The following is a 20,730-nucleotide window of genomic DNA, read 5'->3' as shown; positions in this document are numbered from 1 at the left end:
CGGATGCGTAGGACGACGAGAAACATCACGATATCCGCCGTAATGACGGCCTTCGCCGTCGCGCTTCTCTATCTCGCCTCCATACTTCCGGCCGAGCGAATGGGCATCGTCGCCGTATCCTCGCTGTTCGGTATCGCGGCGGTGATCGAGGCGGGTATTCCCGCCGGCGTTTTTGTGTTTCTGGGCGGCAGCCTGATCGGCTGGCTGCTCGTGCCCTACAAACCCGTGATTTTACTATACGCTCTGTTTTTGGGGTATTATCCCGTTGTGAAAAGCCTGGCGGAAAAGCTGAAAAACAAGGTGCTTCAGTGGGCCGTAAAGCTCGCTGTCTTTAATCTGGCGTTTACCGCTTTATGGTTTTTATTCAGCGCCCTCGTCTTCGGCCCGGCGATACTGAAGCTGGGAACAGGGCTCGTCTATCCGGTCGGAAATCTTGTTTTTATTCTCTACGATATCGGCCTGACACGGCTGATCGGCGTCTATATCGTGCGGATTTCGAAGAATCTCCGAAAAAATAAAGAGTAGCAGGTGTACCATGATCAAAAGCATGACAGGATACGGCACCGCCAAGGGCGCGTCCGGCGCCGTTGATATCACCGCCGAGCTTAAAAGCGTCAACAACAGATATCTCGACTGCAACATCAGGCTGCCCCGTGTCTATGCGGCCATGGAGGATACGCTGAAGGCGGCCGTCACGCGCGTCATTTCCCGGGGAAAGGTGGACGTCTACATCAACGTGGATACCTCCAAGGCCGATACGGTGACCATCCGGCTCAACAAGCCGCTGGCCGACGCCTATATGGAAGCGCTCCGGACGCTGTCGGACGCGTACGGCCTGAAGGACGGCGTCAGCGCCGTGGACCTGACGCGTTTTCCCGACGTTCTGCAGCCTGAAAAAACGGAGGCCGACGTGGAACAGCTGACGGCCGACGTCACCGCCGTCCTGGAGGAGGCGCTCCGCGATTTTGACGGCATGCGGTCCAGGGAAGGCGAGCATCTTGCCGCCGATATCGAGGCGCGGCTTTTTGAAATCGAGCGCCTGACAACAAGGGCGGAGGAGTGCTCCCCGAAAAGCGTGGCGGAGTACAGGGCAAAGTTGGAGGCCAGGATGGCCGAGATATTGCAAAGCCGCGATATCGACGAAGCACGCATTCTCATGGAGGCGGCGATCTTTGCCGACCGCGTGGCCATCAACGAGGAGACGGTGCGGCTGAAAAGCCATGTCTCCCAGCTGCGCGCCATGCTGCAAAGCGGGGAGCCTGTCGGCCGCAAGCTCGACTTTCTGATTCAGGAGCTCAACAGGGAGGCGAACACCATCGGCTCAAAAGGCAACGACGCGGAAATGGCGCGCATCGTGGTGGACCTGAAGGCGGAAATCGAGAAGATCAGGGAGCAGGCACAGAACATCGAATAAGAGTGGGGAGGAAAAAAGGATGAAGCTGATAAACATCGGATTCGGCAACATGGTGTCGTCGAGCCGGCTTATCGCTATCGTCAGCCCCGAGTCCGCGCCGATCAAGAGAATCATCTCCGACGCGCGCGAAAAGGGGCAGCTGATCGACGCCACCTACGGGCGGCGTACGCGGGCCGTGATCATCACGGACTGCGGCTATATCATTTTGTCGGCGATCCAGCCGGAGACCGTGGCCGGGCGGCTGTCCGTCAAGGGCGAGCAGGAAACAACGGAGGCGCTGGATGATGAATGACAACCGGCGCGGCAGATTGTTTATCATTTCCGCGCCGTCGGGCACGGGCAAAAGCACCGTGATCAAGCGCCTGATGGAGCTGCGTGACGACCTGTATTTTTCCGTATCGGCGACGACGCGGGCGGCGAGAGCAGGCGAGGAGGAGGGCGTGGCGTATCACTTCCTGTCGCACGACGCGTTTGACACGCATGTCAGGAACAACGAGTTTCTCGAATACGCCGAATATATCGGCGATTTCTACGGTACACTGAAAAAGCCCGTCCTGGATCATCTGGACAGCGGCAACGACATTATTCTCGATATCGACGTGCAGGGCTGCAAGCAGGTCAAGAACGCGATGCCCGAGGCCGTAACGATATTTCTTGTCCCCCCGAGCCTGGAGGAACTGGAGCGGCGCCTTAGGAACCGCGGCACCGACTCGGAGGAGAAAATGCTCAAGCGGCTGGCGCGCGCACGGACGGAACTGACGGAAAAGACCGCGTACGACCACACGATCGTCAATGACGACGTGCACAGAGCCGCAACAGAGATATTGGACATCATGAAGCATGAATAGAATAAAACTGAAAGACCGACTGATAAAGGAAGTGCAAGTTGTATGTTATACCCGTCATTGACAGATCTCCTCAAACAGGTGAACAGCCGTTATATGCTCGTCAATATCATCGCCCAGCGGGCGCGGGAGATTGCTGTGAAGAGTGAGGAATCCGGCGAACCGCTTGACAAAAAGCCTGTTTCCAGCGCCATCGAGGAAATCGCCTCCGGCAGTATCCAGATCCACCACGACAGCGACCTCTGCTGACAAACCTGTCACGAACCGCGCAGTGTGAGCTTTTTGTCTCGCACTGCTTTTAGTTACCGCCAACGGCTGCCGGTTGCTGCCGGCTGAGTTCTAGACCAAAGGGGGAGGGAGGGACCCTGCCTGAAAATAAATATATCGCGAAGCTCGCCGTCGCCGTCGAGACGTATCACATCGACAGGCCGTACGACTACAGGGTTCCCGACGCGCTTGCCGATAAGATAGCGCCGGGTGTCCGCGTGCTGGTCCCCTTTGGGCGCGGGAACAGGAAGAACGAGGGGTTGGTGCTTTCCGTCACGCCGGACGACGGGACGAAGCCTCCGGATGACGCGCGCGTACTGAAATATATCGACGCGGCCCTGGACGCTTCGCCGGTGCTCGGCGCAGAGCAGCTGAAGCTGGCGCTCTGGATGAGCGACAGGTTCTTCTGCACGGTGTACGACGCGGCCAAGGCCATGCTGCCCGCAGGCATGTGGTTCAAGGACGGCGTCCGCCGGTCCCGCGACAAGACCGTGACGATGGCCGTCCTGGATATCCCGGCGGAGGAGGCGCTTATACTCGCCGGGCAAAAAAAGAAAAAAGCACCCCAGCAAGCCCATATCCTTGAGCTTTTGTCGCAGATCGGCGCCGCCGACGTCAAGGAGATCACTTATTTTACCGGGGCATCCCGCCGAAGCGTCAAGGCGCTGGCGGACCTTGGCGCCGTTGCCCTGGAGGAACGCGAGGTATTCCGCCGGCCTGAGGTCAAGTCGTCGACGGCCGACGGCCCGATCGTGCTGAGCCCCGCGCAGCAGGCCGTCTTCGACAGTCTCAAACAGTTCGTCAAAGCCGGCGCGCCGGAAGCGGCGCTCCTGTACGGCGTGACGGGCAGCGGCAAAACCTCCGTTTATATCCGGCTCATCGAGGAGGCGCTGAAATCAGGCCGCGACGCCGTCGTGCTCGTACCGGAGATCGCGCTGACGCCGCAGATGATCGCCACCTTCGGCGCTTACTTCGGCGATAATATCGCGGTGCTGCACTCGGCGCTTGGCATCGGCGAGCGGTACGACGAGTGGAGGCGGATCAATTCGGGGCTTGTCCACGTGGTTGTCGGCACGCGCTCGGCTGTTTTTGCACCCGTTAAAAACCTCGGACTGCTGATCATCGACGAGGAGCAGGAGCACACCTACAAGTCGGAAAACACCCCGCGCTACCACGCCCGCGACATTGCCAAATTCCGGTGCGTCAGCGCCGGCGCGCTTTTGCTCCTGGGTTCCGCGACGCCGTCCGTGGAGAGCATGTACAGCGCGTCGTCGGGCAAGTATAGGCTCTTTCGGCTGGATAACCGGTATAATGCCCGGGAGCTGCCGCCGGTGCTCATCGCCGACATGAAGAAGGAACTGAAAAACGGCAACGGCGGCTCCATCAGCACCCTCCTGCTCAATGAGCTCCGGGACAACATCGAGCGCGGCGAACAGAGCATTTTATTTCTCAACAGGCGCGGCGCCTCGACGCTCATCGCCTGCGGCGAGTGCGGATACACCTTCACCTGCCCGCGGTGCAGCGTCTCCGTCACGTACCACTCGGCCAACAGGCGGCTCATGTGCCATTACTGCGGTTACTCCGAACCGGCACGCGACAGCTGTCCCGACTGCGGCGGCAAGCTGAAATATATCGGCACCGGCACGCAGAAGGTGGAGGAGGAGCTGGAGGCGCTTCTGCCGGGCGTCGGCGTCATCCGCATGGACACGGATACCGTGTCTCTGTCGAACACCCACGAGGAGCACTTGACGCGCTTTCGGGAGAAGAAGGTTCCGATCCTTCTTGGCACCCAGATGGTGGCCAAGGGGCTGGATTTTGAAAATGTCACGCTGGTGGGCGTCCTTTCCGCGGACCAGATGCTGTATATCAGCGATTACAGAGCCCATGAGCGGACCTTCTCGCTCATCACGCAGGTGGTCGGACGTTCCGGCCGGGGGATGAAGCCAGGCCGGGCCGTTATCCAGACGTTCACACCTGAAAACGAGGTCATCCGGCTGGCGGCGCGGCAGGACTACGACAGCTTTTACATACGGGAAATCGAACTCCGGCGTCTGGCTGGCAGCCCCCCGGTCTTTGATCTGATTTCCCTGACGGCTTCCGGCGCCGACGAGATCGGTGTGATGCGCGGTTGCATGAAGCTCCGCGCGGCCCTGGAAAATTATTTTCGCGGGCTCGGCGACGTCAGGCTCCTGGGGCCGGCCCCGGCGGCCGTGGCGAAGGTCAACAACAGGTACAGGTACAGGCTGTCTGTCTGCTGCCGCAACAGCAGGCAGGTCCGCGATACCGTGGCCCATGTTGTGCGGGAATTTGCCAAGGACAAGGAGTGCCGGGGCGTTCATGTTTACGCCGACGCCGATCCGTATGAGCTCTAAACCGAATGTGACAAAATATACGCGAATTTTGATGCTAAAATAGATAATACCAAAGAATAGGATGGTAATATGGCTCTCAGAAACATACTGCGCGACGGTGACCCGACCCTTAATAAAAAAAGCAGGCCCGTCACCGATTTCAACAGCCGGCTTCACGAGCTCATCGACGATATGCGCGAGACGCTCCTGGACGCGGACGGCGTCGGATTGGCCGCCCCGCAGGTGGGCGTGCTGCGCCGGGTAGTGCTCGTTATCGATACCAACAAGGAGGACCTGCCGCCGGAGGAACAGATCATCGAGCTGATAAATCCGGAGATCGTCGCCGAGTCCGGCGAGCAGATCGGCCCGGAGGGCTGTCTCAGCGTCCCCGGCCTCTACGGCATCGTCAAGCGGCCCGATCTTGTCAAGGTCCGGGCGCAGGACAGATTCGGCAAGGAGTTCGAGGTCTGGGGCAAGATGCTCACAGCCCGGGCCTTCTGCCATGAGATCGATCACCTCAACGGCATTCTTTTCACCTCTCTGGCAGACGAGCTTCTGACGCCGGAGCAGCTGGAGGAAATGCGGGCGCAGGACGAGGCGGAAGAAGAAGTATACAAAGGCGGGAGCGCGGAAGGGGACAGCGGAGAAGGCGCATGAGAATCGTATTCATGGGGACGCCCGGATTTGCCGCCGTTTCCCTGCGGCGGCTCTATGAGGACGGGCATGATATCCTGGCTGTCTTCACCCAGCCGGATAAGCCGCAGGGCCGCGGTATGAAGCTCGCGTGCTGTCCCGTCAAGGAACTGGCCCTGGCGCACGGTACGCCTGTTCTGCAGCCCACGACGCTGAGGGACGGTGAAACGCTGTACCTGCTTCACGCGCTGCGGCCGGACGTTATCGCCGTTGTGGCCTACGGGCGGCTCCTGCCGGAGGAGATCCTCCGCCTGCCGCCGTACGGCTGCATCAATATACACGGCTCGATCCTGCCTAAATACCGCGGCGCCGCGCCCATTCAGCGGGCAGTCCTCAACGGCGAGACGGAAACCGGGGTCACATCGATGTACATGGCGCCCGAAATGGACGCCGGGGACATCATTATGATCAAAAAAACGCCCATCGGTGACGATGAGACCTCCGGCGAGCTCTTCGAGCGGCTCAGTGTTCTCGGCGCGGAGCTCCTCAGCGAAACGGTCGCCGCCCTGGAAAACGGGACCGCGGCGCGCACAAAGCAAAACGACGGCGAGGCCACCTTCGCCCCGCCGCTGACAAAGGAACTGGCCCCCCTCGATTGGACGAAGCGCGCCCGGGAGATCACCGCGCAGGTGCGCGGCCTCAACCCCTGGCCGGTCGCGACGGCATGCATCGGCGGCGCGGCCTTCAAGGTATTCAAGGCACGGGGCCGGGAGTGCCCATCCGGCAAGGCGCCGGGCACGGTCATCTCCGCCGAGGCGGACGGCATCGAGATTGCCTGCGCCGACGGTACCGTGACGATCCTGGAGCTGCAGGCGCCGGGCGGAAAGCGGATGGCGGCCGCCGATTATCTGCGAGGCCACCCCATATGCCCGTAAGCGCGCGTGAAGCGGCGCTGAAGGCGCTGACAAGGTACAGAAGGGCCGGGGCCTATACGGATGCCGCGCTGGACGCCGTCCTGCTGAAGGAACGGCCAGACAGCCGTGACGCCGCGCTCTGCACCAGGATATTTTACGGCGTCGTCCAGAATTCGGCGCTCATCGATCACTACATCGCCTCTTTTTCAACGGTCAGGCCGTCCAGAATGGAGCCGCAGGTGCTGGACATTCTGAGGCTTTCCGTTTACCAGCTTGTCTTTTTGTCGAAAATACCTGTAAATGCCGCCGTCAGCGAAGGCGTCGAGCTTGTCAAAAAGCACGCCAATCCGCGCGCCGCCGGCCTTGTCAACGCCGTGCTGCGGAAGATCGCACAGAATCTTGAGCAGCTGCCGGAGGTCACCGGCGCGGATACCGCTGAAAAGCTGGCGCTTCAGTACAGCCATCCCGAATGGCTCGTGCGCGCCTTCATCGACAGGCTGGGCCCGGACGGGGCGGAAGCGCTTTTAAAGGCCGATAACAGTGATGCCGGCGTCACGGCGCTGGTCAATACGCTGAAAGCAGATACGGAGAGCGTCCTCGGGTCTCTCCGGCTGAACGGCGTCGAGGCCGCGGCGCATCCGTGGCTCCCCAATTGCGTTGTGCTCCGCAATACGCGGAATATTGAACGCCTTGACGCTTTCAGGAACGGTCGCATCTACGTCCAGGACGCGGCGGCGGCCCTTGCCGTCCAGGCGGCCGCACCGGCACCGGGGATGTTTGTGCTCGACGGCTGTGCGGCCCCCGGAGGGAAGTCCTTTACCGCCGCTGCGGCAATGCATAACAGCGGCCGCATCTTATCCTGCGATATCCATGAGAAAAAGCTCGCCCGGGTTTCGGAGGGCGCCGCGCGCCTGGGCTTTGGCATTATCGAGACGCGCGTTTTGGACGCGACGGCGCCGGAGGCGGCGCTTTATGACAGCGCTGACGTTGTGATCGCCGACGTGCCTTGCTCCGGCTTCGGCGTGATCCGTAAAAAGCCGGAGATCCGATATAAGAAGGAAGAGGATACAGCGGGGCTCCCGGAGCTCCAGCGGCGCATCGCGGACAATCTGTCAAAATACGTGAAACCCGGCGGCCTTCTTGTCTATTCCACCTGCACGCTCCTCCGGCGCGAAAACGAGGACGTGGCGGCGGCGTTTTTATCGGACCATGATGATTTTTATCTGGAGCCCTTCGCGCTGCCGGGCCCTGTGGGCGACGTTCCGTCCGGGATGACCACGCTCTGGCCGCAGGAGACCGGCACGGACGGGTTTTTCATCTGCAAGCTCAGGAGGCGCCCGTGAAAGAGGACATCAAATCATATCTGCCCGGAGAGCTCAGGGAAGCCCTTAACGATATGGGTGAGCCGGCTTACCGGGCCGAGCAGGTCTTCAAATGGCTGCACCGGGGCGTGAAGTCTTTTTCAGAAATGACGGATTTGTCAAAGGCACTGCGGGAAAAGCTGGGCGACCGCTTTTTCATCACGGTGCCCGAAGTGGTCCGGAAGCAGGTATCCGCGGAGGACGGGACGGTAAAATATCTCTGGCGCCTTTACGACGGCAATACGGTGGAAAGCGTTGTGATGCGCTATCACCACGGCAGCACCGTCTGCATCTCCTCCCAGGTCGGCTGCCGTATGGGCTGCCGGTTCTGCGCATCGACGATCGGCGGCCTTGTCCGGAACCTCATGCCCTCGGAGCTTCTCGATCAGGTCTTGTTTTCGCAGCTGGATTCCGGCGAGAAGATTTCGAATATCGTCCTGATGGGCATCGGAGAGCCGCTGGACAATTACGACAACGTGCTCAGGTTTTTAAAGCTCGTCTCCGATCCGCTTGGCGTCAACATCGGGGTGCGGCATATCTCTGTCTCCACCTGCGGCCTTGTAGAAAAAGTTGACAAACTGGGCGAGGATAAATTACAATTTACGTTGTCGGTTTCTCTGCACGCCCCCGACGACGACACGAGATCGCGCCTGATGCCGGTCAATAAGTCGTACGGCGTCGATCGGCTTTTAAAGGCCTGCCGCGCGTATTTTGACAAAACGGGCCGGCGGATATCTTTTGAATACGCGATGATCGACGGCGTGAACGATACGCCCCGCCATGCGCGGCTGCTTGCCGACAAGTTGAAAAACACGGGCAGCCATGTTAATCTGATTCCACTCAACGACGTGACCGAAAGCGCGCTTCATCCCAGCACGCGGGAAAACCTGAAAACCTTTATTCAGATATTGCAGCAAAGGGGAATCAACGTCACGGTCCGGCGCAAGCTCGGCGGCGACATCGACGCGTCCTGCGGCCAGCTGCGCAGAAAAACTGTATAAATAAGATATACAGGAAACCGGGAGAAGAGATATTCAATGGAATTTTACGGAATAAGCGACAGGGGAAAGGTCCGGCCACTCAATCAGGATGTCTGTCAGACGTTCTATGATGCCGTAAAGAACTCGGCCCTCCTCGTCGTCTGCGACGGTATGGGCGGGGCGAAAGCCGGCAATATCGCCAGCGAAATGGCGGCGGAGGCCTTTACGGCATCCATGAAGTCGCATCTGGCGGAGGACACCAATATCATCGACATCATGCAGCACATGGGTGAAGCCGTAAAACTCGCCAACACCCAGGTTTATGATCGGAGCATGTCCGATATCGACTGCGCCGGCATGGGCACCACGCTTGTGGCCGCCGTGGTAACGCCCGGCGGGACCGTCGTCGCCAATGTGGGCGACAGCCGCGCGTACCACGTGACCGCCAATCAGGTCACGCAGGTGACAAAGGACCACTCCGTCGTCGAGGATATGATCGACAGGGGAGACCTGACGCGCTCGGAGGCGTCAAGCCATCCCAACAGAAATCTTATCACGCGGGCGCTCGGCACAGCCCTGGACGCGGAGCCGGACTTCTTTTTCCTGAATCTCCAAAGCGGAGAATATCTCCTGCTGTGTTCCGACGGCCTGTCCAATATGCTCAGCGAGCAGGTCCTGCTGAACGAAATCTCCGGCGGAGCCAACGTGCAGGAGACCTGTGAAAAGCTGGTCAGGCTTGCCAATATGAAAGGAGCGCCCGACAACGTGACGGCGGTCCTGATTCAAAAGTAATCGATCTTACCTTCAGATGGGAGGATAACACATGGATAGTACCGATAAATACATTGGCCAGCTTCTCGACAACAGGTATGAGATTCTGGAGAAAATCGGGTCGGGCGGTATGGCCGTCGTCTATAAAGCCCGTTGCCACCGCCTTAACAGGCTTGTGGCGGTTAAAATACTTAAAGAAGAGCTTGCGGAGGACGCTGATTTCCGGCGCCGGTTCAGGACGGAATCTCAGGCCGTGGCGATGCTGTCGCACCCGAATATTGTCGCCGTCTATGACGTCAGCCGTTCTGGCAACATCGAGTACATCGTCATGGAGCTCATCGAGGGGATCACGCTCAAGCAATATATCAACAGAAAAGGCCTCCTCAACTGGAAGGAAGCCCTGCATTTCTCCACACAGGTGGCCAAGGCCCTGAGCCACGCGCACTCCAGGGGCATCATCCACCGGGACATCAAGCCCCACAACATCATGATCCTGAAGGACGGCAGCGTCAAGGTGGCCGACTTCGGCATCGCCCGCCTCCAGTCGACGCAGAACACGCTCACACAGGAGGCGCTTGGCTCCGTCCATTATATTTCGCCGGAGCAGGCAAAGGGCAGCCATGTGGACGCGCGGAGCGACATTTATTCTCTCGGCGTCGTGATGTATGAGATGCTGACAAGCCATCTGCCCTTTGAGGGAGATTCCGCCGTCTCCATCGCCATACAGCATATCAGCGCCATTCCGCTGATGCCGCGGGAGATCAACCCCGACATCCCCCTCGGGCTGGAGAGCATCACCATGCACGCCATGGAGCCCGATCTGAATCTCCGGTACGCCAGCACCGACGAAATGCTCGCCGACCTGGAGGAATTCCGGAAAAACCCGGCCATCAACTTTACCTACTATGTCAACGACAATGAAACGGCAAGCCGCCGTGTCAGCGACCAGGCGACCCGCGAGGTGCCGACGTCCGCCATCATCAAGGCGGAAAACGCGCTGCCGAAAGCGGTGCGCACACCGTCCAGAAGCGCCGAGCTTTCAAGGGCCGAATATCGCAAAAGCTCGAAAAGATCTTCCAAGACATCGACGCTTGTCGGGATTTTCCTGATCATTGTTTTCCTTGTGGGCATTTTTGTCTTCATGTACATCAAATTTATCGGCCCGATGCTCAACCCGACGGTGACGACCGTGGATATCCCGAACTTTGCCGGCCAGAAATACAGCGATATACAAAACAATCCTGATAATCAGACATTTGCATTCAAAGTTGAGGAGCAATACGACGACACGGTGGAAGAGGGCTATGTCATATCCCAGGACCCGACAGCGCGCCAGGTGATACTCCCGGCCAGCGGGAAATACCCCGTCTCGCTCGTTGTCTCGCAGGGCAAAAAGCCCGACGTTCTAATGCCGGACTGCACCAAAAAGAATTATATGCAGGCACGGATCGACCTGGAGCAAATCGCGCATGATCAGGGCTGGACGCTGAATATCGAAACACAGGCGCAAACCAGCGAAGACGTCACGGCGGACTATGTGATCAGCACGGTCCCGGCGGCCGATATAGCGCTCTTCAACAATGAGACTATCACGATTATTTACAGCACCGGTCCGGCGGAAAAGAAAGAGAAGGTGCCCAACGTTGTCGGCCTCCCGATTGAGACGGCGCAGGATGTGCTCTTCAATGCCGGCTTTGTTCCCAAAAACAGTGGTCACCGGAATCACGCCGATGTGCCGAAAGGCTATGTCATTTCTCAAGATCCCGAGTCGCCTGACGGCCAGACCCTGGCGGTGTATAAATCGAATGTTAATTTGATTGTATCCGACGGCCCCGAGGAGACGTCGCCGTCCCCGCCGCCATCCACATCCCCGTCGCCGTCGCCATCACCGGAAACGAGCGTCTCGCCGCCAACACCGAGCGAGCCTGTGACGCCGCCGCCGGCCTTTTAGCATGCCGACAGGGATCATATTCAAAGCCATCAGCGGTTTCTACTATGTCGAAGCCGGTACGGAAACGATCGAGTGCAAGGCACGCGGTCGTTTCCGTCGTGATAACGTGACGCCGTTGGTCGGCGACCGGGCCGAGATCAGCCTCACAGGGGAGGGGAAGGGCGTCCTTGAAGACATCCTCCCAAGAAGAAACGCCTTTGTGCGGCCGCCGATTGCCAATATCGATCAGCTGGTGATCATTGCCTCCGCCGTCATTCCTGTAACGGACCCTTTTCTGATCGACCGGATGACCGCGATCGCCGCCCAGAACGATTGCGCCTGTGTCATCTGTGTCAATAAATACGATCTCGACAGGGGAGACGACCTGTACGCCATCTATAAAAGCGCCGGCTTTACGACCATACGGACCAGCGCCGAGACGGGCGAGGGGATCGAGGCGCTGGCCGACGCCATCCGCGGAAAGGTGAGCGCCTTTACCGGCAATTCCGGCGTCGGCAAATCGAGCATTTTAAACGTCCTGGAGCCGGACTTCAACATTACGGTGGGCGACGTCAGCCAGAAGCTGGGGCGCGGCCGGCATACGACGCGGCATGTGGAGCTGTATCGACTGAAGAGCGGCGCCGTTGTCGCCGACACGCCGGGCTTTTCATCCTTTGACGCGGAGCAGATGGCGCTTGCCGGCAAAGAGCAGCTGCAGTTTCTCTTCCCGGATTTTGAACCGTATATCGGCTTGTGCCGCTTCAAGGATTGCGCGCACGTCAAGGAGGCCGGCTGCGCCGTCCTGCAAGCTGCCGAAAACGGCCAGATACAGAAATCGCGTCACGCGAGTTACGCCCGTTTATACGAGCAGGCAAAGCAGCACAACGATTGGGAACTCAAAAAAACATAATAAAACCGGTCAAATGAATTAAAATGCCGAGACTGCAGGCGCGCCCTGCGTCCCGGCATTTTTTACGGTCAGCAGAAAAAGTCACGTTAAGGCCGCCTTTCGCGTATACTTATAATAATGTCGACCATACCGACATTATTTTGAAAGGCGGTGTTTTTATGCGGTGGCGACCAGGCAGGCCCATCGGACTTTGCATAGCGGGTGTCGGAGCGCTGATCGTTCTCGTCATAGTTCTGCCAAGCGAATTGTGGTGGCTCTTTCTGGGCGCGGCGCTTATCTTCATCGGCATCCTGATCTGCCGGCGATGAAAATTCTTGTTTGCCGTCGTCCTCCGGCAAACAAGCTGTCATAAAAATATGGGTGATTTCATACATTTTAGAAGAAATCATTTAAGGAGAGGACATTTATGGACATATATCTCAACAAGGAAAAAGTCAACTACGTTAAGAGCGTTCTCAGTACAAGCCTGGCGCACGAGGAGACAATGGAGATGATCGTCCCTGATGCTCTCCCCGACATTCTGCGGATCGTCGACACTGACGCCACGGTGTTTTTGAGGAGCAAATCCACCGATAACGGCCGCGTGTCGGTTTCGGGCGTTGCCGCGACAACCGTTATCTATTGTCCGGAAGGCGAGAGCGGCGTTCGTAAAATGGAACTGGAGATTCCGTTTACGGCGTCCGCCAACGAGGGCGAAATCAATCAGAATACAAAAGTGGCGGCCAATGTTTCCGTCTCATCGGCGGACGCCTCCATGATCAATCCGCGGAAAATCGTCGCCCGTGTGGACCTTCTGACAGAACTGACCTGCTATAACGATGCGGAGCTTTTTATTTCCTCCGGCCTTGAAGAGGACGGCGACGCCGGCATCGAGCTTTTAACGGACAGCTTCGATATCTTCACGACAACGGGTATCAAGGAAAAAACCTTCGTCATTTCCGATGAGCTGACCGTCCCGGCCGCAAATCCGCCTGTGGGCGAGATTTTAAAATACCGGGTCGCTGTTACGCCTGAGGATACAAAAGTCGTGGGCAGCAAGCTTATTCTGCGGGGCACGCTGAATATTTCGCTCCTGTACAATCCGCAGGGCGGGGGCGAGCTGGCGAAGTCGGACTTCTCCTCGGAGTTTTCGCAGATCATCGAACTGGATAACGCCATGGGCGACAGCGGCTTCGGCATCACGCTCATGCTGACCAACGCTTATTTTGACTGCGAGCAGTCGCCGCACAACCCAGAGGGCCGGACGATCATCATGGAAATTCACGCCGTTGCGCAGTGCATCACCTCGGAACGGAAAACTATCTCCTATATCTCCGATATGTACAGCACGAAGTTCAAGCTGGAGCAGGAAACGACAGACTATTTCTTCGACAGCAAAAACATCTCCAAAACAGGCGCTGTCTTTCACGGCGTCATGGAGACACCGACGCCCGTTGCCCGTGTCATCGCGCTCAATACCCACTCCGGCGCCGTGATGAGCACACCCCAGCCCAACGGCGCGCTCCTCCGGGCCCCGATTTTTGTCAGCGCCCTCTATGTCAGCGACGACGGCCGCGCCATGTCGTGCACGCGTCAGTACGACGTGGAGGCAAACGCTGAGATGAACCCGAACGCGAAATGCTCAGCCAACGCCAGCTGCGGTAAGGATGTCTACGGCGTGGGCGTCGGCAACGGCATCGAGCTGCGCATCCCTGTCGACATCACGGTCACGGAGTCGGCGCAGAAGCAGGTCAAATCGCTCTCCGGGCTCTCCTACGACGATACCACGCCGCTGGACAATACAAAGGCGCCGTCTCTTGTGGTTTACCGCGCCGCCAAAGGAGACTCCCTCTGGAAGCTGGCGAAAAAGCACAGCTCCACCTCCAGGCTCATCCTTGCCGCCAACGGTATCGAAAAAGAAGAAAATGTGAACGCTGGGCAATTACTGATTATCCCTAAAAAGCGGTAGTACATATTGAAAAAATTAAGCAAAAAGCTCCTCAGCTTTGGGCCGGGGAGCTTTTCTTTACAGCTTTGCGCAGACCTATTTTTCTTTTTTTTTGATTTTAGACAGGGGAGAGAGGGCGGCCGCCTCGCGTAAGCTGTCGTTTTCCACATGGGTATAGATCTGCGTGGTGTTCAGATGCTCGTGTCCGAGAAGCTCCTGAAGCGTGCGGACGTCGACGCCGTTGCGGAGCAGGAGGGTGGCGGCGGTATGGCGGAGCTTGTGGGAAGAATATTTGCTGGCGTCAAGGCCGGCTGAGGCCAAATGCGTCTTGACGAGATGGTGTATCGTCGATTTGGTGATGCGCGTCTTGCGTGACGACAGAAACAGCGCGCGGCTGTCCAGGGCTTTGATGTCCCGGCGGAGCTTCAGGTAGTCGTTGATCGCTTCGGCGCAGGCATCGTTAAGATAGACGATGCGCTCTTTTCCGCCTTTGCCGAAAACGCGCAGGGAATCGGCGTGGATGTCTGTCAGGTCAAGCCCGGCCAGCTCCGAGATGCGCAGGCCGCAGTTTAAAAACAGCGTGATGATGCAGTAGTCGCGTTCCTTGTGGCTGCCGTCCACTGCGGACAAAAGCTGCGTGCTCTCGTCCAGGCTCAGGTAGCGGGGCAGCGTCTTGGCTGTTTTCGGCGAATCCAGATCGGCCACCGGGTTTTTTTCAAGCTGCTTTGTCTTGACCGTCAGATATTTGAAATACGAGCGGATCGTCGCGACCTTGCGGGCGCGGGAGGTCGCCGTAAGGCCGTGGCCGGGCCGGACGCTGCGGCTGTTCTTTTCGCGGTCGCGCGCCAGATATGCGAGATACCCGTAGATATCGGACAGCGTGATATTCCGTACAAACTCCAGGTCAACGTCGTCGATGGGAATATCCTCGAATTCCGTCCCGCGCGGCACCAGGCCTTTTTGCTGCTTCAAAAATCGGAACATCGTCCGAAGGTCGAGAAAATATTCGTCGGTCGTTTTTTTTGAATGACCCTTGATCGTCTCATGATAAACAAGAAATTCCCGGAGTATCTCCGGCGCTTCTTTAATATAATCCATACAAAACCTCGATTGCTCCAGAATGGCAGGTTTATCCGAATAGCATCATACTATTTTTTCTCGGGGAGGTCTATTGGCAACTTTACCAATAATTGAACAAAATAAAAATTTTGTTCAATTGAGTGGAGGTTTTTAACCTGAATCAGCGTATATAAAGCTATAAATCAAAACGCCCCGGTTTGGGGCGTTTTATATATGACCGCTGTGATAACGGCACGCATTATTTATGAAGTGTTTTATCATAAGTTGTCGAATACTGCGCATACTTTCAGCAGCATCCATAGTTTGATTCGGCGTATTTCTTAAACTGGTCCAGAATGCTCTGACAAATATCTCGCTGCTTTTCGGGATTGACATCCGCAAGCTCGAATGTCCCTGTGACGACGGTATTGCAGTTGTTTCCGGAGAAACTGATAAAGACGGTTTTGTCGTCGGAGAGCTTAAAGCTGAGCTTTTTAAGAAACTCGATTTCAGAAAAAATTCCGGCGGCGTTCAGCGGACGCCGGCTGTTCTGTGCGGAATACCAGCTGACGATATGCTCCGGCTTGTTCCAATAATCCCATACGCTGACGATCGGCGCCTCAACCATTGTCGTAACTGTCAATGAGCTCATATGATCACCTTCTGACAAGAGAGTTATAATAACTATATATTATTATATTCTTTTGTTTCAAATGTGTCAATCGTTACGAACATGTCATTTGTTACGAATATACCCTCTCCTCCCTGCCGAATACGCCAACAGGGGACCGGGTCATGATAAATTGGCGTCGGCGGTCACGGGCGGAGCCTCGCTTGGGACAATATCTGCTGAGGGGCTGCTGTCCGGGGATACGTCAGGTGAGGCTGACGCCGACGGCGGCGGACTGTCGCTGGGCTCCGTGTCCGGCGTTACTGACGGCGATGGGCTCTCTGAGGGCGCTTCCGCCGATGGACTGGGGGTCGTGACCTTGTCGGGCGTCGGCGATGGGCTGGGCTTGCCGCTGTCCGTCTTGGTACCGGAGGAACCGCTGCCGGCGGCACTCTTGCTCCCGCCGCTTGAAACACGGACGTCCGGCCTGTTCAGTACGCCCTCGGCAGACATGACGATAATAGCGTCGGGTACGGGCCTGCCGTAATCCGTGCTGTCGGCGGGATCGGTGATTTCCTTTCCCCTGAAGACCATCACGGTGCTGCTGCCGCCGTCCAGGTTCGAGGCCTGCACGGCGTTGTACCTCAACAGAATATCGGCGCAGTCTTCCACGGTGCAGCCAAGGCTGTAGCCGGGCTTTCTGCCATCGATAGCCAGCAGCAGAACGGTACCGTCGGCGGCTTGTCCGATGGCCGTGCGGGGCTGGATGCCGAACGCCGTGGTCCCCTTTTTGAAGGTTTTATCCTCAATGACGTTATCGCCGTTGACCACGAGCGCCGGGAGAAACTGCACAGCGTCTCTGTACGTCATATCCTTTGTGGATACGCCGATATAAAGCCTGTTATTAAGGCCGAAACCAATATTCATGAAAGTGCCGCTGAGCGCGTCGCTGTATTTTTTTCCATTGGAGATCAGCAGTCCCATGACCTTGCCGCCGTTGCCGGTGCCCTGAAAGTCCGCAAAGCCGCTGGCATTGATGGCGAGAATGGCGTCGTTGGCTTTGGCGATCTGCGCTACCGACTGTCCGCTGGACCCGAGCGTCTGCGCGACGCCGACGCCGACACGCGACGGGTCTTCGACGATGGCCATTTTACCCGCATAGCCGTCGCCTGTGATTTTAACGATGATAATGCCGTTTTCTGCGTCCACCGCCAGGACCTGGTCCCCCTGCGTCGTTTTGATGGTTGTTCCCTTGTCCTTGAGGCCCGCCTCATTGATCAAAAGATGGGCATATCCATTGTCGAGAACCTCTGGGTGCGTGTCGATATAAGCGTTGAACGACACTTGATCCAGCTGCTTAAACTCCTCGAAGAAGGCTGCCGTCGTATCGTCGCTGTCGCTGAGAACGTCGGAAAATTCCGACGCGTCCCCCCAGGCGCTCTTCAGATTTTGCTGCTCCGCGATGATCCTGTTCTGCTCGTCCATAACCGCGTCGATAACGGACGCCGGAATAAAGGCCGTTGCCAGCCATTTGTGATTGAGCGTTTCCATTGCCGTTTCTATGTAGATATCGCGCCATTTCTTAATAAAAGGAATGTTGGAGAAAACGGCTGTACAGTAGATGCCGGCCAGGACGGCCAGTACGCACGCTGAAACAATGAGCCGCTTCTTTGCTTTCCCGGAACGCCGCTTTGCCGACTTCTCAGCCGCCGGCTCGATTTTATGTATCTGCTTGGTTTTTCCGCCGAAGAGAACGGTTTTTGATATTGCCCTTGCCATTCGATCTTTCCTTGCTGCTTTTGATTTAATGCATGACGCTTTATTATAACGCATACGTACGAAAAATAAAGCCGCTAAATTTTAATTTTTTGTCAAAAATTTAGCGGACCTGTGACATCCTGGACACAGGCCGCATATTTTGCAGAAATTTCCGCAGGCTGAAAGCCGCCCCTCATAATTGTGATTATAATTTTATGTCATCTGCGCAAACTAGCCCTGGAGGTAACATAATATGAGTTTGATCCCATGTACAGGCGATTGCGTTTATCAAAAAGAAGGTTACTGCAGCTTGGAGCGCGCAGCCTCGCGCGGCAAGCCGGAACCGGCGTCCGACAACTGCGTGCACTACATCAAACGGCAGAAATAATCAGCCGAGCGCCAGTCCGACGGCTTCGGAAATCGACTTTGCCGTCACAACGCGAAGGCCATCCGGTACGGCGATTTTTCCGGCGGAGTTTTTCGGGACGAGGCATCGCTTGAAGCCGAGCCGCGCGATTTCCGAAAGCCGCTGGCTCATCTGAGTCACCGGGCGCAGCTCCCCTGTCAGCCCGACCTCGCCGATGGCTACCAGATCGTCCCCTACGGGCATGTCCTTAAAGCTGGAGGCCAGCGCCAGAACTGCCGCCAAATCGGCGGAGGGCTCGTCCAGCGTCAGCCCGCCGATGACGTTGATGTACGCGTCGCAGCCGGAAACGCGCAGACCACTGCGCTTTTCCAGCACGGCCAGCAGCATCATTGCCCTGTTGTAGTCAATGCCGTTTGAATTCCGCCGGGGTACGTTATAACAGCTTGGCGCCACAAGGGCCTGGACCTCCGCGAGGATGGGGCGCGTCCCTTCCATGACGCAGGTGACGCATGTTCCCGGCGCAGCCAGAGGCCGGCCAGAAAGCAGCAGCTCCGAGGGGTTGGCCACCTCCACAAGGCCCGTCTCCCGCATTTCAAAGACGCCCAGCTCGTTTGTGGAGCCGAAACGGTTTTTGGCGGCGCGCAGCATCCTGTAGTTTGCCGACTGCTCACCCTCAAAATAAAGTACGCAGTCCACCATATGCTCCAGGACCTTCGGGCCGGCGATGGCGCCTTCCTTATTGACATGGCCGATAAGAAATATCGTGATGCCGCGGCTTTTCGACAGCTGCAGGAGCGACATCGTGCACTCCTTGACCTGCCCCACCGAGCCCGGTGAGGAGCTCATCTCCGGATTATAGAGCGTCTGTATCGAGTCGATGATCATAACGTCGGGCGAGAGTGTTTCGGCCGCCGTCAAAATTTCATTGAGCTCCGTCTCGGCGTATACATAAAATTCGCCGCTCTTGACATGCAGGCGCTCGGCGCGCATCTTCAGCTGCCGCTCCGACTCCTCGCCTGTCACATAGAGTATTTTATATTTTTGGCCGAGATGACCGCATATCTGCAGGAGCAGCGTCGATTTCCCGATACCAGGCGCGCCGCCCACCAGCACAAGCGATCCCGTTACTGCCCCGCCGCCCAAAACTCGATCGAGCTCGCCAAGGCCCGTGTCAAAGCGCAGTTCCTTCGAACCGTCCAGCTCTCCCAGGAGCTTTGGCTGGCTCCTGCTCTGCGCCGCCGGTACTGCCGACGACTTTGTTTTTACCGCGACCGGCTGCTCGACAATGGTGTTCCAGCTGCCGCAGGCGGCGCATTTCCCCTGCCATTTCGGCGTCTCATTGCCGCACTCAGTACAAAAGTATGCTGTCTTTCCCTTCATTTGTTCCTCCGGAATTTATGTCTACCAAGTTCTCTCTGTTGGCCAGGTATCCCGCCGCGATAACCGCGGCGATTTTCGTTCTGTATGTATCCGTCATCAGGAGTTTTTCCTCCTCCGGGTTTGAGAGAAAACCGCACTCGATGAGGAGCGCCGGACAGGTGATGTGGTTCATGAGCAGGATATTGTCCGGAGCCTCGTCCGCCGTACGCTTGTTTTTGGGGTTCAGCGCGTCGATGAGAAGCTGCTGCATTGCCGCGCCGAATTCCTTGCTGCCGTTTGTGGGCGCGTACAGCACCTGTGCGCCGAATGGCCCGCTGCTGGGATAGATGTTTTGGTGGATGCTGATAAGCACGGCGTTCTGGGCAGAATTGATCTGCTTGAGCCGCCTGCTTTGATCCTCGGCTTTTTTCTGACGGATCGTGTCGGATTTCTCCGAATATTCCAAATTTTCCGATGTGCGCGTCATCTCGACGTGTGTCCCGAAAAATCCGAGGATCAGGTCCAGCCGTGTGGCGATATCAATGTTGACGGCGCTCTCCTTCACACCGGAAAGAGAGACGGCGCCGCCGTCGGCCCCGCCGTGCCCGGCGTCGACAATAACGGTCAGATCACCCTTTACTGCCGAAGCTTTTATGGCCGTGCCGTCGTGCGCGCCGCCTCTTATAAAGAAATAAATTCCTGCGGCCATAAAAACGATGACGATAACAAGCGTCGGCAGGGCTTTTTTAAATAATCTCCGCACATGTCCTCTCCCCTTTCATTCAATGTTATGAAAAGGGGGAAACGCTTATGTTTTAACATCGAAAAAACAGTCTCATATAATGGTTCGGGAGATATTATCCCAAAAAACGCACCCTAGGAGGAACACACTTGGAGGAGAGATATATGCAGCCGATCAGCGCCGGTCGTCCCAATAGCGCTGCCGGCTCAAACCGTCCGGTTAACACGGGGAACGCCTCGGGCGCAGCCGGTATGCCCAATATGACGGGTATGCCGAACAACGGTATGATAAACAACGCGGGCAACACATCAAATATGAATGCCGGCGCCATGCCATACATGAATAGAACGAACGCCCAAGCCATGCCTGAAATGCCGGCGAAGCCGAACGCAGGCGCGATGCCTAATATGGCTAACCGATCCAACACCGGCACAATGCCTTACGTGGCAAAACCGAACACCGGCATAATGCCTGAGATGCCGGCGAAACCGAATACAGGTACAATGCCTAATACGGCGAACCAGTCCAACAC

20 protein-coding genes and 1 pseudogene are annotated in these 20,730 nt (G+C 57.3%); 15 read left to right on the top strand and 6 right to left on the bottom strand.

Annotation, left to right across the window (positions count from 1 at the left end):
• The first annotated feature begins 3 nt into the window (after nt 1-3).
• The 13 genes from BUB60_RS00500 (at nt 4) to rsgA (ending at nt 12,376) form a co-directional block, all read left to right on the top strand.
• The gene (locus BUB60_RS00500; protein WP_073075692.1) at nt 4-525 is read left to right on the top strand and encodes a hypothetical protein; all 522 of its coding nucleotides are present in this window, start codon (nt 4-6) and stop codon (nt 523-525) included.
• 10 nt (nt 526-535) lie between these two features.
• Nucleotides 536-1,414, top strand: a complete 879-nt coding sequence (locus BUB60_RS00495) for a YicC/YloC family endoribonuclease (protein ID WP_073075691.1) — start codon at nt 536-538, stop codon at nt 1,412-1,414.
• A 19-nt stretch (nt 1,415-1,433) separates the two neighbouring features.
• A complete protein-coding gene (gene remA / locus BUB60_RS00490) occupies nt 1,434-1,706 on the top strand; it encodes an extracellular matrix/biofilm regulator RemA (protein ID WP_073075690.1) in 273 nt (90 codons plus the stop codon).
• A complete protein-coding gene (gene gmk / locus BUB60_RS00485) occupies nt 1,696-2,262 on the top strand; it encodes a guanylate kinase (RefSeq protein ID WP_073075689.1) in 567 nt (188 codons plus the stop codon). The genes remA and gmk overlap by 11 nt, the downstream gene beginning before the upstream one ends.
• Before the next feature lie 42 nt (nt 2,263-2,304).
• Complete coding sequence (gene rpoZ, locus BUB60_RS00480; RefSeq protein WP_073075688.1) at nt 2,305-2,508, top strand: DNA-directed RNA polymerase subunit omega; 204 nt, start codon at nt 2,305-2,307, stop codon at nt 2,506-2,508.
• 83 nt (nt 2,509-2,591) lie between these two features.
• Nucleotides 2,592-4,898 (top strand): replication restart helicase PriA, encoded by a 2,307-nt coding sequence (priA, locus tag BUB60_RS00475; RefSeq protein ID WP_341444116.1) that lies wholly within the window; start codon nt 2,592-2,594, stop codon nt 4,896-4,898.
• 69 nt (nt 4,899-4,967) lie between these two features.
• Nucleotides 4,968-5,534, top strand: a complete 567-nt coding sequence (gene def, locus BUB60_RS00470) for a peptide deformylase (RefSeq protein WP_073075686.1) — start codon at nt 4,968-4,970, stop codon at nt 5,532-5,534.
• Complete coding sequence (gene fmt / locus BUB60_RS00465) at nt 5,531-6,445, top strand: methionyl-tRNA formyltransferase (protein WP_073075685.1); 915 nt, start codon at nt 5,531-5,533, stop codon at nt 6,443-6,445. The genes def and fmt overlap by 4 nt, the downstream gene beginning before the upstream one ends.
• Nucleotides 6,436-7,767 (top strand): 16S rRNA (cytosine(967)-C(5))-methyltransferase RsmB, encoded by a 1,332-nt coding sequence (gene rsmB, locus BUB60_RS00460; protein ID WP_073075684.1) that lies wholly within the window; start codon nt 6,436-6,438, stop codon nt 7,765-7,767. The genes fmt and rsmB overlap by 10 nt, the downstream gene beginning before the upstream one ends.
• Nucleotides 7,764-8,786: a dual-specificity RNA methyltransferase RlmN gene (gene rlmN, locus BUB60_RS00455; RefSeq protein ID WP_073075683.1), complete on the top strand. Its 1,023-nt coding sequence runs from the start codon at nt 7,764-7,766 to the stop codon at nt 8,784-8,786. The genes rsmB and rlmN overlap by 4 nt, the downstream gene beginning before the upstream one ends.
• Nucleotides 8,787-8,822: 36 nt before the next feature.
• Nucleotides 8,823-9,557: a Stp1/IreP family PP2C-type Ser/Thr phosphatase gene (locus BUB60_RS00450; protein ID WP_073075682.1), complete on the top strand. Its 735-nt coding sequence runs from the start codon at nt 8,823-8,825 to the stop codon at nt 9,555-9,557.
• 31 nt (nt 9,558-9,588) lie between these two features.
• Nucleotides 9,589-11,487 (top strand): Stk1 family PASTA domain-containing Ser/Thr kinase, encoded by a 1,899-nt coding sequence (gene pknB, locus BUB60_RS00445; RefSeq protein WP_073075681.1) that lies wholly within the window; start codon nt 9,589-9,591, stop codon nt 11,485-11,487.
• Between the two features lies 1 nt (nt 11,488).
• Nucleotides 11,489-12,376 carry a ribosome small subunit-dependent GTPase A gene (gene rsgA, locus BUB60_RS00440; RefSeq protein ID WP_073075680.1) on the top strand — a complete coding sequence of 296 codons (888 nt, stop codon included), beginning with the start codon at nt 11,489-11,491 and terminating at the stop codon, nt 12,374-12,376.
• Nucleotides 12,377-12,462: 86 nt separating this feature from the next.
• On the opposite strand, the gene BUB60_RS00435 is transcribed toward rsgA, so the two are convergent.
• Nucleotides 12,463-12,750 (bottom strand): hypothetical protein, encoded by a 288-nt coding sequence (locus BUB60_RS00435; RefSeq protein WP_143162232.1) that lies wholly within the window; start codon nt 12,748-12,750, stop codon nt 12,463-12,465.
• Between the two features lie 32 nt (nt 12,751-12,782).
• Between BUB60_RS00435 and BUB60_RS00430 the strand changes: the two genes are divergently transcribed.
• Nucleotides 12,783-14,324, top strand: coding sequence for a DUF3794 and LysM peptidoglycan-binding domain-containing protein (locus BUB60_RS00430; protein ID WP_073075678.1), 1,542 nt, complete (start codon nt 12,783-12,785; stop codon nt 14,322-14,324).
• Nucleotides 14,325-14,399: 75 nt separating this feature from the next.
• Here the strand turns inward: BUB60_RS00430 and BUB60_RS00425 are convergent, their stop codons facing one another.
• The 5 genes from BUB60_RS00425 to BUB60_RS00405 form a co-directional block, all read right to left on the bottom strand.
• A complete protein-coding gene (locus BUB60_RS00425; RefSeq protein WP_073075677.1) occupies nt 14,400-15,401 on the bottom strand; it encodes a tyrosine recombinase XerC in 1,002 nt (333 codons plus the stop codon).
• Between the two features lie 268 nt (nt 15,402-15,669).
• Nucleotides 15,670-16,014, bottom strand: a complete 345-nt coding sequence (locus BUB60_RS00420) for an SRPBCC family protein (protein ID WP_143162231.1) — start codon at nt 16,012-16,014, stop codon at nt 15,670-15,672.
• Nucleotides 16,015-16,155: 141 nt separating this feature from the next.
• Nucleotides 16,156-17,751 carry a phosphodiester glycosidase family protein gene (locus BUB60_RS00415; protein WP_073075675.1) on the bottom strand — a complete coding sequence of 532 codons (1,596 nt, stop codon included), beginning with the start codon at nt 17,749-17,751 and terminating at the stop codon, nt 16,156-16,158.
• 367 nt (nt 17,752-18,118) lie between these two features.
• Nucleotides 18,119-19,477, bottom strand: coding sequence for a DNA repair protein RadA (gene radA, locus BUB60_RS00410; RefSeq protein WP_073075674.1), 1,359 nt, complete (start codon nt 19,475-19,477; stop codon nt 18,119-18,121).
• Nucleotides 19,446-20,219 carry an N-acetylmuramoyl-L-alanine amidase gene (locus tag BUB60_RS00405; RefSeq protein WP_073075673.1) on the bottom strand — a complete coding sequence of 258 codons (774 nt, stop codon included), beginning with the start codon at nt 20,217-20,219 and terminating at the stop codon, nt 19,446-19,448. Before BUB60_RS00405 ends, radA begins: the two co-directional genes overlap by 32 nt.
• Nucleotides 20,220-20,362: 143 nt before the next feature.
• On the opposite strand from BUB60_RS00405, the pseudogene BUB60_RS20015 reads away from it, so the two are divergent.
• A pseudogene (locus BUB60_RS20015) lies at nt 20,363-20,730 on the top strand (hypothetical protein); the annotation flags it as partial.

It is taken from the genome of Sporobacter termitidis DSM 10068 (genome assembly GCF_900130065.1).
Classification (GTDB): Bacteria; Bacillota; Clostridia; order Oscillospirales; family Oscillospiraceae; genus Sporobacter; species Sporobacter termitidis.
This window is presented reverse-complemented; position numbering and strand designations above follow the sequence as displayed.

Bases quoted from the DNA above. Each gene is read 5' to 3' on its own strand.
- BUB60_RS00500 (WP_073075692.1), top strand. From the start codon at position 4: ATGCGTAGGACGACGAGAAACATCACGATATCCGCCGTAATGACGGCC.
- BUB60_RS00495 (WP_073075691.1), top strand. From the start codon at position 536: ATGATCAAAAGCATGACAGGATACGGCACCGCCAAGGGCGCGTCCGGC.
- remA (WP_073075690.1), top strand. From the start codon at position 1,434: ATGAAGCTGATAAACATCGGATTCGGCAACATGGTGTCGTCGAGCCGG.
- gmk (WP_073075689.1), top strand. From the start codon at position 1,696: ATGATGAATGACAACCGGCGCGGCAGATTGTTTATCATTTCCGCGCCG.
- rpoZ (WP_073075688.1), top strand. From the start codon at position 2,305: ATGTTATACCCGTCATTGACAGATCTCCTCAAACAGGTGAACAGCCGT.
- def (WP_073075686.1), top strand. From the start codon at position 4,968: ATGGCTCTCAGAAACATACTGCGCGACGGTGACCCGACCCTTAATAAA.
- fmt (WP_073075685.1), top strand. From the start codon at position 5,531: ATGAGAATCGTATTCATGGGGACGCCCGGATTTGCCGCCGTTTCCCTG.
- rsmB (WP_073075684.1), top strand. From the start codon at position 6,436: ATGCCCGTAAGCGCGCGTGAAGCGGCGCTGAAGGCGCTGACAAGGTAC.
- BUB60_RS00450 (WP_073075682.1), top strand. From the start codon at position 8,823: ATGGAATTTTACGGAATAAGCGACAGGGGAAAGGTCCGGCCACTCAAT.
- pknB (WP_073075681.1), top strand. From the start codon at position 9,589: ATGGATAGTACCGATAAATACATTGGCCAGCTTCTCGACAACAGGTAT.
- rsgA (WP_073075680.1), top strand. From the start codon at position 11,489: ATGCCGACAGGGATCATATTCAAAGCCATCAGCGGTTTCTACTATGTC.
- BUB60_RS00435 (WP_143162232.1), bottom strand. From the start codon at position 12,750: ATGTATGAAATCACCCATATTTTTATGACAGCTTGTTTGCCGGAGGAC.
- BUB60_RS00430 (WP_073075678.1), top strand. From the start codon at position 12,783: ATGGACATATATCTCAACAAGGAAAAAGTCAACTACGTTAAGAGCGTT.
- BUB60_RS00425 (WP_073075677.1), bottom strand. From the start codon at position 15,401: ATGGATTATATTAAAGAAGCGCCGGAGATACTCCGGGAATTTCTTGTT.
- BUB60_RS00420 (WP_143162231.1), bottom strand. From the start codon at position 16,014: ATGAGCTCATTGACAGTTACGACAATGGTTGAGGCGCCGATCGTCAGC.
- BUB60_RS00415 (WP_073075675.1), bottom strand. From the start codon at position 17,751: ATGGCAAGGGCAATATCAAAAACCGTTCTCTTCGGCGGAAAAACCAAG.
- radA (WP_073075674.1), bottom strand. From the start codon at position 19,477: ATGAAGGGAAAGACAGCATACTTTTGTACTGAGTGCGGCAATGAGACG.